Source organism: Streptomyces sp. NPDC057900, assembly GCF_042887885.1.
Lineage (GTDB): Bacteria > Actinomycetota > Actinomycetes > Streptomycetales > Streptomycetaceae > Streptomyces.
This window is the reverse complement of sequence record NZ_JBHVOI010000002.1, coordinates 1,498,083-1,511,548: the sequence shown is the minus strand read 5'-3', so window position 1 is coordinate 1,511,548 and position 13,466 is coordinate 1,498,083. Positions and strand designations below refer to the sequence as shown.

Below are 13,466 nucleotides of genomic sequence, written 5' to 3'. Positions count from 1 at the left end.
TCAGTCGTCTTCGTTGTCGCCGAAGTCGGGGCGGACGCCGCGGGCGGCCATGACCTCGTCGTTGGAGGTGCCGGCTGCGACCATCGGCCACACCATCGCGTCCTCGTGGACGATGAAGTCCACCACGACGGGGCGGTCGTTGATCGAGTTGGCCTCGGCGATGACCTTGTCCAGGTCGGCCGGGTCCTCGCAGCGGATCGCGTAGCAGCCCATGGCCTCCGACAGCTTGACGAAGTCGGGCACCCGGGTGCCCTTCGCCGGGAGGCCGTCGGTGTCGGCGCCGGTGTGCAGCACGGTGTTGGAGTACCGCTGGTTGTAGAAGAGGGTCTGCCACTGGCGGACCATCCCGAGCGCGCCGTTGTTGATGATCGCGACCTTGATCGGGATGTTGTTGAGCGCGCAGGTGGTGAGCTCCTGATTGGTCATCTGGAAGCAGCCGTCACCGTCGATCGCCCAGACCGTGCGGTCCGGCATCCCGGCCTTGGCACCCATCGCCGCCGGGACCGCGTACCCCATCGTCCCGGCACCGCCCGAGTTCAGCCAGGTGGCGGGCTGCTCGTACTTGATGAAGTGCGAGGCCCACATCTGGTGCTGGCCGACGCCCGCCGCGAAGATCGTTCCGTCCGGGGCGAGTTCGCCGATCCGCTCGATGACCTGCTGCGGCGAGAGGCTGCCGTCGTCCGGCAGGTCGTAGCCGACCGGGTAGGTGTCACGCCACCGGTTGAGGTCCTTCCACCAGGCGGCGTAGTCGCCGGTGTGGCCCTCGGTGTGCTCGGCCTGGACCGCCTGGACGAGGTCGGCGATGACCTCGCGGGCGTCCCCGACGATCGGCACGTCGGCGGCCCGGTTCTTGCCGATCTCCGCCGGGTCGATGTCGGCGTGCACGATCTTGGCGTACGGGGCGAAGCTGTCCAGCTTGCCGGTGACCCGGTCGTCGAACCGGGCGCCCAGGGCGACGATCAGGTCGGCCTTCTGCAGCGCGGTGACGGCGGTGACCGAACCGTGCATGCCGGGCATTCCCACGTGCTGCGGGTGGCTGTCGGGGAAGGAGCCGAGCGCCATCAGGGTGGTGGTGACGGGCGCGCCGGTGAGCTCTGCCAGGACCTTCAGTTCCGCGGTGGCTCCGGCCTTCATGACGCCGCCGCCCACGTACAGCACCGGGCGCTTGGCCTGGGTGATGAGCTTGGCGGCCTCACGGATCTGCTTGGCGTGCGGCTTGGTCACCGGGCGGTAGCCCGGCAGGTCCATCTGCGGCGGCCAGGAGAACGTGGTCTTCGACTGCAGCGCGTCCTTGGCGATGTCGACGAGAACCGGTCCCGGACGGCCGGTGGACGCGATGTGGAAGGCCTCGGCGATGGTGTGCGCGATGTCCTCGGCACGGGTGACCAGGAAGTTGTGCTTCGTGATCGGCATGGTGATGCCGCAGATGTCGGCTTCCTGGAAGGCGTCCGTACCGATGGCGGCGGAGGCCACCTGGCCGGTGATCGCGACCATGGGCACAGAGTCCATGGCCGCGTCGGCGATCGGGGTGACGAGGTTGGTGGCACCCGGACCCGAGGTGACGATGCAGACACCGACCTTGCCGGTGGCCTGTGCGTAGCCGGTGGCCGCGTGGCCCGCGCCCTGCTCGTGGCGGACCAGGACGTGACGGACCCGGGTGGAGTCCATCAGCGGGTCGTACGCCGGGAGAATGCAGCCGCCGGGGAGGCCGAATACCGTGTCGGCCCCGACTTCCTCAAGAGAACGAATCAGGGACTGCGCGCCCGTGAGGTGCTCAACGGCGGCGGAGGGCGATCCGCCGGTACGGGCTCGCGGCTGGGGATGGTGGGCCCCGGTGGCCTGCTCGGTCATCGGCATTCTCTTCTCGAAGCTGAGGGTTTTTGCGAGTGTTTTACGACGTTTTGCGTGGTACCGGTGCAACAAAAAACCCCTCGTGCCGTGAGGCAAGCGAGGGGAGCGCGCCGGTGCGGTCTGCAGAGTGTCAGTGAGGGACTCTGCTTCAGCCGACGCGCTTTCCAAGTACGAGAATTCGGGTGCGCATGGCATTGACCCTCTCTCCGACGCACTCGACGTGTCAAGTGGGTGGGACGGGCGTCTCAGTATGTGATCCGGTGAGGAGCGGGATCGAGCCGCCCGCCAGGACGGGCTGCACGACGCTTCCGCCGGGCACCGGGAACTCGCCGCGGACCAGGGCGCGGCGCAGCCGGTACTCGTCCAGCGGCCCGCTGAAGGCCATGCCCTGGCCGTGCGTACAGCCCATGGCGCGCAGGGCGAGGACCTGTTCCGGTACGTCGACGCCGTCGGCCACGGACTGCATGCCGAGGTCGCACGCGATCCGCAGCAGCCCGCTGGTGATCTTGTGCAGCCGGGCGGACTCGACGACCCCCTCGACCAGGCCGCGGTCCAGTTTCAGTACGTCGATGGGGAGCCGGCGCAATGCGTTGATCGCGGCGTAGCCGCTGCCGAAGCCGTCGAGCGCGATCCGTACGCCGAGCCGGCGCAGGGCCACCAGCCGCTGTTCGAGTTCGTCGAAGGAGACTCTCGGATCGCTGTCGGAGACCTCGATCATCAGCGCCCCCGACGGCAGCCCGTAACGGGTGAGCAGCGCCTCGACGGAGCCGAAGGGCATTCCCTTGTCGAGCAGCCGGCGGGCGGGGAGCCGGACGGCGACGGAGACCTGGTGTCCGGCACGGGCCCGGTCCGCGGCCTGCTCGACGGCCTCTTCGAGGAGCCAGCGGCCCAGCTCCGCGGTGCGGTCGCTGTCCTCCGCGACGCGGAGGAACTCTGCGGGGGTGAACAGGATGCCCTGGGCGGAGCGCCAGCGGGCCTGTGCGGCGACGGCGGCGACCGTGCCGCTGGTGAGATGCACCACGGGCTGGTGGAGCAGCGCGAACTCGCCGTCGCGCAGGGCGGTGCGCAGCCGGGCGGCGAGTTCGGAGCGGCGGACCACCTCGGCCTGCATCTGCGGGGCGTACAGCTCGACGCGGTCCTTGCCGCCCGCCTTGGCGCGGTACATGGCGAGGTCCGCGTTGCGCATGAGGTCGTTGGGGGTGATGGCCGCCTCCGCGAAGGCGACGCCGATGGAGGCGGTGACCCGGACCTCTCCGGCGCCGATCCGGTAGGGCCGGGAGAGGGTGAGGCGCAGCCGGTCGGCGATCTCGTGGACCTGGTACTCGCGGGCGGTCTGCTCGCGGCTGCCGTCCCCGACGATGAGGGCGGCGAACTCGTCACCGCCGAGCCTGGCCGCGGTGTCCCCGGCCCGTACGGAGTCCTGGAGGCGGCGGGCGGCCTGGATGAGGAGCTCGTCGCCCGCCTGGTGGCCGAGCCGGTCGTTGGCCGCCTTGAAGCCGTCCAGGTCGATGAAGAGGACGGCGGTGCCCGCGTCTCCGGACCGGCGGCCGCTGAGGGTGCGGCGGACCCGGTCGGTGAAGAGGGCCCGGTTGGGCAGGTCGGTGAGCGGGTCGTGCTCGGCGTTGTGCTGCAACTGGGCCTGCAGTCGGACCCGTTCGGTGACGTCGCGGCTGTTGAGGATCAGCCCGCCCTGGTGCCGGTTGACGGTGGACTCGACGTTCAGCCATTCGCCGCTGCCGGATCTGAAACGGCACTCGATACGGGTGGTGGGCTCCTCGGCCGGCGGCGCGGCGAGGAAGCGGCGCACCTCGTGCACCACCGCGCCCAGGTCGTCGGGGTGGATGATCGAGGAGAGCTCGGCACCCACCAGGTCGTCCGCCTCGCGCCCGTAGACACCGGAGGCGGCGGGGCTGACGTAGCGGAGTATGCCGGTCGGGGCGGCGATCATGATGACGTCGCTGGAACCCTGCACCAGCGAGCGGAAGTGGTTCTCCTTCTGGGCCAGTTCCTGGGTGAGGGCGATGTTGTCGACGAGCATGATGCCCTGCCGGACGACCAGCGCGAGCACCACCGTGCAGCCGGTGAAGACCACCACCCGGTCCACTCTGCGGCCCTCGATGACGTTGTAGAGGATGCCCAGGGTGCAGACGGCGGCGGCGAGATAGGGCGTCAGCGCGGCCAGCGAACCGGCGATGGGGCGGCTGGTGGTCCGGGGCAGGGGCCGTTCCTGGACAGCGTTGTCCTCCGCACGGCCCGCGCCCCAGGGGGCGTAGGCGAGGAGCAGCGAACCGGCGAACCAGCCGGCGTCGAGCAACTGGCCCGAGTGGTAGGTCTGGCGGAGCAGCGGCGAGGTGAACAGGGCGTCGCACAGCACGGTCAGGGCGAGGGCGGCGATCGCCGTGTTCACCGCGGCCCGGTTGAGGCTGGAGCGCCGGAAGTGCAGCGCGAGGACCATGGAGACCAGCACGATGTCGAGCAGCGGGTAGGCCAGCGAGAGCGCCGCCCGCGCCACGCTGGCGCCCTCGACGTCCGCCAGATGTGCGGTGTGGGCGAGGGCGAGGCTCCAGGAGAGCGTGAGGAGCGATCCGCCGATCAGCCAGGAGTCGAGCGCCAGGCAGACCCAGCCGGCCCGGGTGACGGGGCGCTTGGCGAGGACGAGCAGTCCGACGATCGCGGGCGGCGCGAAGCAGAGGTAGAAGAGGTCCGCGAGGGAGGGGCTGGGCACCGGAAGCCCGCGCACGAACTCGTACCACCCCCAGACGGCGTTGCCACCGGCGGCCATCAGCGAGGAGAGCGAGAACAGCAGCCAGGCCGGCCGGAACCGGTTGTCCGCCGCGCGTGCGAAGAGGAAGCAGGAGACGGCGGCGGCCAGGGCGGCGGTGCTGAGGCCGAAGTCGCCCATGAAGAGCGCCATCCGCACCGAACCCCAGCCCAGCCCCGCGCCCACCGCGTATCCGGCGCAGGCGAGGCCGAGAAGGAGCTGCGGGAGGAGGGCGGGCGTCCTGCCGAGGGCCGGCCGCCGGGCCAGCAGCGCTCCGCGGGTGCTCGCCGGCGCGCTCACCGGGGCGCTCCCGCGGTCCGCGGACGGCCGCGGCGCCGGCGCACCGGACGGGTCGCCGGCCGTCCGCGGTCACCCCGCCATGTCGGATCGTTCGCCCATCGGCCGTACATCGCCCGTCGCCCCCTCGCGTGTGGCTTCCTCCCCGACGCCGTCCCTTCCACGGCGCAGCCTCCCTTTCGGGACGATACACCAGACTCGTCACGCAGGGACATAGTTCCTCTACTCTCCGTGACGACCTGGGGACTTGTCGCCACGGAGAGCCCCGGAACGTGCTCGCTGCGTGTTCAGCCGGTGGTGCGTACGACGTTGTGGACCGGCTCCCCCGCGGCGAACCGGCTGAGCTGTCCGGCGATCAGACGCTTGGCCCTGGGCAGGAACGCCGAGGTGCTGCCGCCCACATGAGGAGTGATCAGGACGTTCGGAGCATGCCAGAGGGGATGGCCGGAAGGGAGCGGTTCCGGATCTGTGACATCGAGTGCGGCGTGCAGCCGGCCCGATTCGAGTTCGGACAGCAGCGCCTTGGTGTCGACGACACCGCCGCGGGCGACGTTCACCAGCAGCGCCCCGTCCCGCATCGCCGCGAGGAAGTCCGCGCCCACCAGCCCTTGTGTGGACGGGTTCAGCGGGGTGGACAGAATCACGATGTCGGCCTCGGGCAACAGTGCGGGCAGGTCGTCGAGCGTATGTACGGGCCCGCGTGCGGTGGTCCGCGCGGAGCGTGCGACGCGCGCCACCCGCGCGCACTCGAAGGGTGCGAGCCGGTCCTCTATCGCGGAGCCGATCGATCCGTACCCCACGATCAGCACCGACTTGTCGGCGAGCGCCGGATAGAACCCGGACCGCCACTCCTCGTTGTCCTGGCCGCGCACGAAGCCGGGGAAGCCGCGCAGGGAGGCGAGGATCAGGGCGAGCGTCAGCTCGGCGGTGGATGCCTCGTGCACCCCCTTGGCGTTGCACAGCCGCACACCGGCGGGCAGCAGGCCGAGCCCCGGCTCGACGTGGTCGATGCCCGCGGAGAGCGTCTGCACGACCCGTACCGCGCTCATCGCGGCGAGCGGACGGACCGCGACCTTCGGGCCCTTCATGTACGGGACGACATAGAACGCGCAGTCCGCCGGGTCGGCCGGGTAGTCCTGCCCGCCGTCCCAGAAACGGTAGTTGAGACCCTCGGGAAGTCCTTCGATCCCGTCGGCCTCGATCGGCAGCCACACATCGGGGGCCGCGGTGGAATTCATGGTGGAAGTCATGGTCAGGAGGCTATGCGACGGCGCGCGGGGAGCAGAGGTTAGTTTGTGGGTGCGGAGTGTGGCCCCATGCGGGCGGGCCGAGGAAGGGTGCGGGGAGTTGGAGCGCAGGAGTCTCGGCGCGGCGGCGCTCGCCGTGGGCGCGGTCGGTCTCGGCTGCATGCCGATGAGCTGGGCGTACGACGCCTCGCGGCAGCGTGGCGACGACGCCCTGCGCGCGGTGCACGCGGCCCTCGACGCGGGCGTCCAAGTGCTCGACACGGCCGACATGTACGGGCCGTTCACCAATGAGCTGCTGTTGGGGCGGGCGCTGAAGGGGCGCCGCTCCGAGGCCTTCCTCTCCACCAAGTGCGGACTGCTGGTGGGCGATCAGCACATAGTGGCCAACGGCCGGCCCGGCTATGTCCGGCGGGCCTGCGACGCCTCGCTGCGCCGGCTGCAGACCGATGTGATCGATCTGTACCAACTGCACCGGGCCGACCCCGAGGTGCCGGTCGAGGAGACCTGGGGCGCGATGGCGGAGCTGGTGGCCGCGGGGAAGGTCCGGGCGCTGGGGCTGTGCGCGATCGGGGCGCGGGCCTCTCGCCGGCCGGGGGCGCGGCTGCACGACGGAACGATCCGGCAGCTGGAACGGGTGCAGCAGGTCTTTCCGGTGAGCGCGGTGCAGGCGGAGCTCTCGGTGTGGTCGCCGCAGGCGCTGGAGTCGCTGCTGCCGTGGTGTGCGGCGCGGGGTGTGGGGTTCCTGGCGGCGATGCCGCTGGGCAACGGGTACCTGACGGGGACGCTCACGCCGGGGCAGGGTTTCGAGCCGGAGGATCTGCGGGCCCGGCACCCCCGGTTCACCGCCGAGATGATGGCGGCGAACCAGCCGGTGGTGGTCGGGCTGCGGCGGGTGGCGGAGCGGCACGGAGCGACGCCCGCCCAGGTGGCGCTGGCCTGGACGCTGCGGCAGGGACCGCAGGTGGTTCCGGTGCCCGGTACCAAGCGGGCGCGCTGGGCGGTGGAGAACGCGGAGGCGGCCGGTCTGGCGCTGACGGCGCAGGACCTGGCGGAGATCGACCGGCTGCCGCCGGCGCGGGAGTCGTGGGACTGAGCGCGGGCGCACGGTCGTACGGGCCGCCGAATCCCTGATCGAGAAAGTCGGCCGTCATCGGGAACCCCGGGGCGGGCCGCGGTGTAAGAACAGTAGACAGGCGGCCGTCGAAGGGATCGGTGCGGTGATCGGATCTGGGCAGGACCCGATGGGGAGTCACACGACGCCTCTTGGGAGTGGTCGCCTCGCGCGGCTGAGTACGGTACGGCTGAGTACGGCACGGCTGGGTGCGGGGGGCGGGGTGTGGCGTGGGGCGGTGGCTCTGCTGGCGAGCGGGGCCCTGCTGCTCGCCGCGGGGTGCTCGTCGCAGGAGGGGGCGCGGAGCACGGCGGGCCAGGGCGCGAGCTCGCCGGCCGGCTCCCGGGAGGCCGGATCGGGCACACCGGCTCCTGCCTCGCCGTCCGCCTCGCGCCCGGCGGCCGATCTGCCGCCCGCGAAGGGCTCGGTGAAGGTGGTGTCGACCCTCACGGAAGGGCTGGACTCCCCGTGGGGCCTCACCGCCCTGCCGGACGGTGACCTGCTGGTCTCCTCGCGGGACAAGGGGACGATCACCCGGGTGGACGCGGAGAGCGGGAAGAAGACGCTGCTGGGCACCGTGCCCGGGGTGGCTCCCGACGGGGAGGGCGGGCTGCTGGGGATCGCGGTCTCCCCCACCTTCGGCACGGACCATCTGGTGTACGCGTACTTCACCACCGCCTCTGACAACCGCATCGCCCGCATGCTCTACGACGAGAAGGGGACGACACCCGGTCAGCTGCTGGGCGCTCCCGACACGATCCTGCGGGGCATCCCGAAGGGCTCCATCCACAACGGGGGACGGATCGCCTTCGGCCCGGACCACATGCTTTACGCGGGCACGGGCGAGACGGGCGATCACGGCTACGCCCAGGACAAGAAGTCCCTGGCCGGCAAGATCCTTCGGATGACGCCGGACGGCGAGCCCCTGCACGGCAATCCGCAGGCCGACTCCGTGGTGTATTCGTACGGTCACCGCAATGTGCAGGGCCTCGCCTGGGACAGCCACAAGCAGCTGTGGGCATCCGAATTCGGCCAGGACACCTGGGACGAGCTGAACCGGATCGTGCCAGGTGGGAATTACGGCTGGCCGGACGCCGAGGGCGAAGCGGGCGAGAAGGGTTTCATCGACCCCGTGGCACAGTGGAAGACGTCCGAGGCGTCCCCGAGCGGCATCGCCTACGCCAAGGGTTCGATCTGGATGGCCGGTCTGCGGGGTGAGCGGCTCTGGCGGATTCCGCTGTCCGGTGACGAGAGCAAGGAACCTCTGGCGGCCCCGCAGGCGTTCCTGAAGGGGAAGTACGGCCGTCTGCGCACGGTGCTGGCGGCGGGCGGCGACAAGGTCTATCTCGTCACGAGCGAGACGGACACCCGTGGCACCCCGAAGCCGGGAGACGACAAGATCCTGGTGCTTGAGGTGCGGTAGCGGCTACAGCAGGCGGAAGGGTGCGCGGCCCGTGTTCAACTTCTTCGAGGAACTCTTCGCACCCGGCCGCAAGCACGCTGCCGAGGAACAGCGGCGGCTGGAGCTGAGCCGGGTGGATCTCGGCATCGGTGACCCGGCGCGCGGTCCGATAGACCTCACCTCGGGGAAGGTGGTGGTCCGCCGGCCGGACACCGGGGACACCGCGTCCCAGGACATAGCCGCCGAGGACGCGGGGCCCGAGGGCGCGGAGCCCGGGGACACAGCGCCCGGGGACGCCGGCACCGGGGGCGCCGGCACCGGGGAGCGCGGCGAAGCGGTGTAGCTGTCCGCGTCCTGGCGCGCCCGACGGGGCTGCCGGACAGCCTTCCTCCTGCCTCCCCCCAGCCCCCGTCCTCAGGAGCCCGTGGGCGTGCGGTACAGCCGCAGCCGGTGGGCGAGTGCGGCGGCCTCGCCCCGGCTGGCCACCCCGAGCTTGGCCAGGATGTTGGAGACGTGCACGCTCGCGGTCTTGGGCGAGATGTACAGCTCCTCTGCGATCCTCCGGTTGGTGTGGCCTTCGGCGACGAGCCGGTGCACGTCCTGTTCGCGCCGGGTCAGCCCGAAGGACTCCACCGCGGCGGCGGCCGCGGCCCGGAGCTGCTCCTCGGATCTGTCCCGGCCGGTCTGCTCGTCGGTGGCGCCGTCGCCGTCCGGGACGGTGACGGCCTCCAGGATCTCCGCCCCGGATCCGGACGCGGACCCCGAGCCGGTGGCCGAGCCGGGGCCGCGAAGCGCGTCGGGGGTGGCGAGGGTGATGCGGGCGCGGCCGGCCAGCAGCTCGATGGTCTCGGTCAGCGGGCGCGCGCCCAGGCGCAGGGCCGTGCCGTGTGCCTCGCGCAGCAGGGCGGTGGCCGCGGCGCGGTCGCCGGAGGCCACGAGCAGGGCCTCGGCCCAGCGGTGACGGATCTGGGCCAGCTCGTACGGGCGGCGCAGCGGGGCGAAGGCATGGGCCGCCCGCGACCAGTGGTCGGGGGTGTCGAGGCCCTCGGCGCGGGCCAGTTCGGCATCGACGAGCAGACCGTAGGCCGCCCACACCGGGACGAGCATCGGCAGCCGCTTGAGGTGGCTGCGGATCAGCGCGAGGATCGCCGGCCGGCCGGGCTCGGTGGCGGGCAGGCCGCGGGCATCGGCCTCGGCCGCCGCGACGACGTGCAGCAGCGGCAGGGCGTAGCGCTGGGTGCCGGTCGGGAAGCCGGTCTCCGCCTGGGCCTCGAAGGCCGTCCGTGCCTCGCTGAGGCGGCCCTGCTGCACGGCGAGGGCGACGGTGTGGCGCACGGCGTTGATGAAGTGCTGGGGCTGCGGGTCACGTGAGCCGAAGCTTCGCTTGTTCAGTGCGAGTTGCCGTTCGGCTTCGTCGAAGTCGCCGCGTGCCAGGGCTACTTCGGTGCGGCGGGCGGCGACCAGGCCCTGGGCCTTGCGGGACTGCGCGACCCGGGCGGCGGCCTCCGTGGTGGCCAGGGCCTCGTCCCAGTGGCCGAGCGAGAACAGGGACATCGCCTGGTTGGTGCGGACCCACGCCTCCTTGTCGGCTATGCCGTGGCTGTGGCAGATCTCGATCCCGTGGTCGGCGGCGGACACCGCTTCCAGGGAACGGCCCATGGCTTCGAGGGTCGAGGGGAGGTTGATGCTGGCGCGGCCCATGACGTCGACGAGGCACAGCTCCTCGGCCCGGTCGCGGACGGCGTACATCTCCGCGATGCCGTCGTCGGCGTCCCCGGCGTCCACGGTCAGCCAGCCCCTGGTGAGGCGGGCGTGCAGTTCGATGTACTCGTCACCGACCAGCCGGGCGTACTCCACGGCCCGGTCGGCGGCCGCGAGGGTGTCGGGCCCGGGGCGGTGCAGCGCGCCCCAGCCGGCCACGCTCATCAGGACGTCGGCGTGCACGGCCGACGGGGGCAGTCCGCGGACGAGCTCCTCCGCGGTGGCCAGCTCCTCCCAGCCGTCGCCGCGGGTGAGGTCCTGGACCAGCCTGGAGCGCTGGACCCAGAACCAGGCGGCGCGCAGCGCGTCGTCCTCGCCCTCCAGGATGCGCAGGGCCTTCTTGCAGAGGGTGAGGGCCCGTTCGCGGTCGCCGCCGAAGCGGGCGGCGACGGTGGCCTCCGCCATCAGGTCGAGGTACCGCAGCGGAGTGGCGCTGTCGCAGCCGCAGCCGCAGGCCGGGTAGACCTCGGCGTAGTCGATGGGGCGCAGCGTGCCGCGTACCGCTTCCGGGGCGTCGTCCCACAGCTCCATCGCCCGTTCCAGCAGCCGCAGCTGCTCGGAGAAGGCGTGGCGGTGGCGCGCTTCGACCGAGGCCTTCAGTACGGCGGGCAGCGCCTTGGCCGCGTCGTGCGCGCCGTACCAGTAGCTGGCCAGCCGGGTGGCGCGCTCCCCGTCGCGGACGAGGGTGGGGTCGGCCTCCAGGGCTTCTGCGTAACGGCGGTTGAGCCGGGAGCGTTCGCCCGGCAGCAGGTCGTCGCTGACGGCCTCGCGGACCAGGGAGTGCCGGAAGCGGTAGCCGTTGCCCTCCGGGGTGGTGAGCAGCAGATTGGCGCCGACGGCTCCCCGCAGGGCTTCGATGAGGTCGTCCTCGGCGAGCCCCGCGACGGCGGCCAGCAGTTCGTACTCGACGGTCGAGCCGCCTTCGGCCACGACCCGGGTGACCCGCTGGGCGTCGTCGGTGAGTGTTTCGACCCGGACGAGCAGGAGGTCGCGCAGTGAGTCGGGGACTCCGGCGCCGTCACCGCACTCCAGGCTGCAGGCGAGCTCCTCGACGAAGAAGGCGTTGCCGTCGGAGCGCTCGAATATCTCGTCCACCAGGGTGGGTTCCGGGGTGTCGGCGAGGATGCCGGTGAGTTGGCGGCGGACCTCGGCCCGGTTGAAGCGGTCGAGCTCGATGCGGCGGACGGTGCGCAGCCGGTCCATCTCGGCCAGCAGCGGGCGCAGCGGGTGGCGGCGGTGGATGTCGTCGGCCCGGTAGGTGCCGACGACGACGAGGCGGCCGGTGCGCAGCGTGCGGAACAGGTAGGCGAGGAGGTGCCGGGTGGAGGCGTCGGACCAGTGCAGGTCCTCCAGGACCAGGACGACCGCGCGCTCCGCCGAGATGCGCTCCAGCAGTCGGCCGGTGAGTTCGAAGAGCCGGGCGGTGCCGTGTTCGTCGGCGGAGTCCCGCCCCGGTTCGCCCAGTTCGGGAAGGAGCCGGGCCAGCTCGCTCTCCTGTCCGGCGCAGGCGGCGGCCATCTCCTCCGGGAGCGTGCGGCGCAGGGCGCGCAGGGCCGTGGAGAACGGGGCGTACGGCAGACCGTCCGCGCCGATCTCCACGCAGCCGCCCACGGCGACGACGGCCCCTCTGCGGGCGGCCACCGCGAGGAACTCCTCGACCAGACGGGTCTTGCCGACGCCCGCCTCGCCACCGACGAGCAGCGCCTGCGGTTCCCCGCAGGCGCAGCCGTCCGGACCGGCGCCCGCCGCGGTGGCGCGGGCGAGCGCATCGGTGAGTGAGGTGAGTTCATTTGCGCGGCCGACGAACACGGGACTGACTGACCTGGTCTCCACGAAGCCGAGCATCGCATACGCGTCCGACAACCCGGTTCCGGGAGGCTGGACCGGCATAGTCCTTCCGCCCTTACGCGGCGTGCACGAACCGCCGCCGGTCGCTGTCCGCACTCACCGTCCTCTCGCGCTCCTTACGTGCCGAACTGCGGGCGGCCCGGTCGGCGCGGCGTGCTTCCCGGACGAGCCGCTCGGCGTCGGCGCGGCGGATCAGTTCGGCCTGCATGATCTTCTGGAGCTCGTACTCGTACATGCGATTCCCCTGGTGACGTGGGCCGTTGGGCCCGGTGGCGGCAGTTCGTCTGCCGTGCCTCCACTTTCGTCCTCCGAGGGGTGCCGGCGCATCGGGCGAGTTCCGCATCTCCGGCGGGCCGATGCCTTAGGCACGTACCCATGTCACCGCACACGGACCGCGAACGCCCCCGCGGATGCCTTAGGACCTGTCCGGCGGCTCCGGGGGGCGTCGTACGGAAGGGGGAGTTCCGGTCCGCCGGGTCAGCTTCCCGCTGTCGTCGCGGTCGCCGTGGGCAGGGCGACGATGAGGTCGAAGTACATGCCCACGGCGACCAGCACGCCGATCACGCCGAGCGCGATGCCGCCCTTGGCCACCGCGCGGACCCAGCCGGCCTGCGGGTGTGCGGAGGGGGCGCCGAACGCGGGCCGGACCAGGACGTAGCAGCCGACCAGCAGGGCGACGAGTCCGAAGATCCCGTTGACCAGGGCGGTGGCGTGCCAGGCGTCGCCGTAGATCTCGGAGATCTGCTGGGCGGCCGAGCCGCCGGACGACGTCTTGATCTGTCCGATCAGGGTCTCGCGCTCGGCGGCGACCCGGCCGCTCCAGGCTCCGGTGAGCGAGACGATGCCGAGGCCGACGGAGACGACGGCCGCGGCGGCGGTGCCGAGACCGGCGGACTCCTTGCCGGACCCGTCGTCGTCCAGGTCGTCATCGCTGAGGGCCAGGTCCGGGTCCGGGTCGAGGGCCGGGTCCAGGGCCGGGTCGAGGTCCTGCTCCGCCCCGTCGCCGCGGTCCGCGGCCTCCGCGGGCTCCGTGCGTGCCTTGTCGAGCCGCCCCGCCGTCTCGGGTCGCTCCGCCGCGTCCTTGGCGCCGGCGGTGTCTGTGGCGGCCTTCTCTGCCGTCTTCTTCTCTCCGTCGCCCTCGGCGACGGGAGCTGTGGGAGTGGTGGGAGTGGTGGGGTTCATTTTCCG

General features: G+C 72.0%; 9 protein-coding genes. 3 read left to right on the top strand and 6 right to left on the bottom strand.

Annotation, left to right across the window (positions count from 1 at the left end; genetic code table 11):
• The 3 genes from ACFVQ0_RS14080 to ACFVQ0_RS14070 form a co-directional block, all read right to left on the bottom strand.
• Positions 1–1,857, bottom strand: a complete 1,857-nt coding sequence (locus ACFVQ0_RS14080) for an acetolactate synthase large subunit (RefSeq protein WP_390087614.1) — start codon at positions 1,855–1,857, stop codon at positions 1–3.
• Positions 1,858–2,074: 217 nt separating this feature from the next.
• Positions 2,075–4,912, bottom strand: coding sequence for an EAL domain-containing protein (locus ACFVQ0_RS14075; protein ID WP_390087612.1), 2,838 nt, complete (start codon positions 4,910–4,912; stop codon positions 2,075–2,077).
• A gap of 284 nt (positions 4,913–5,196) precedes the next feature.
• Positions 5,197–6,159 (bottom strand): 2-hydroxyacid dehydrogenase, encoded by a 963-nt coding sequence (locus ACFVQ0_RS14070; RefSeq protein WP_390087610.1) that lies wholly within the window; start codon positions 6,157–6,159, stop codon positions 5,197–5,199.
• Between the two features lie 97 nt (positions 6,160–6,256).
• On the opposite strand from ACFVQ0_RS14070, the gene ACFVQ0_RS14065 reads away from it, so the two are divergent.
• The 3 genes from ACFVQ0_RS14065 (at position 6,257) to ACFVQ0_RS14055 (ending at position 9,012) form a co-directional block, all read left to right on the top strand.
• Complete coding sequence (locus ACFVQ0_RS14065) at positions 6,257–7,249, top strand: aldo/keto reductase (RefSeq protein WP_390087608.1); 993 nt, start codon at positions 6,257–6,259, stop codon at positions 7,247–7,249.
• A 256-nt stretch (positions 7,250–7,505) separates the two neighbouring features.
• Positions 7,506–8,690: a PQQ-dependent sugar dehydrogenase gene (locus tag ACFVQ0_RS14060; protein ID WP_390087606.1), complete on the top strand. Its 1,185-nt coding sequence runs from the start codon at positions 7,506–7,508 to the stop codon at positions 8,688–8,690.
• A 31-nt stretch (positions 8,691–8,721) separates the two neighbouring features.
• Positions 8,722–9,012 (top strand): DUF6191 domain-containing protein, encoded by a 291-nt coding sequence (locus ACFVQ0_RS14055; RefSeq protein WP_390087605.1) that lies wholly within the window; start codon positions 8,722–8,724, stop codon positions 9,010–9,012.
• Between the two features lie 71 nt (positions 9,013–9,083).
• On the opposite strand, the gene ACFVQ0_RS14050 is transcribed toward ACFVQ0_RS14055, so the two are convergent.
• From ACFVQ0_RS14050 to ACFVQ0_RS14040, 3 genes are all read right to left on the bottom strand, one after another.
• On the bottom strand, positions 9,084–12,275 hold the full coding sequence (locus ACFVQ0_RS14050; protein ID WP_390087828.1) for an AAA family ATPase: 3,192 nt from the start codon (positions 12,273–12,275) through the stop codon (positions 9,084–9,086).
• A 58-nt stretch (positions 12,276–12,333) separates the two neighbouring features.
• A complete protein-coding gene (locus tag ACFVQ0_RS14045) occupies positions 12,334–12,513 on the bottom strand; it encodes a hypothetical protein (protein WP_390087603.1) in 180 nt (59 codons plus the stop codon).
• 242 nt (positions 12,514–12,755) lie between these two features.
• Complete coding sequence (locus ACFVQ0_RS14040; protein WP_390087601.1) at positions 12,756–13,460, bottom strand: hypothetical protein; 705 nt, start codon at positions 13,458–13,460, stop codon at positions 12,756–12,758.
• Positions 13,461–13,466: the final 6 nt, after the last annotated feature.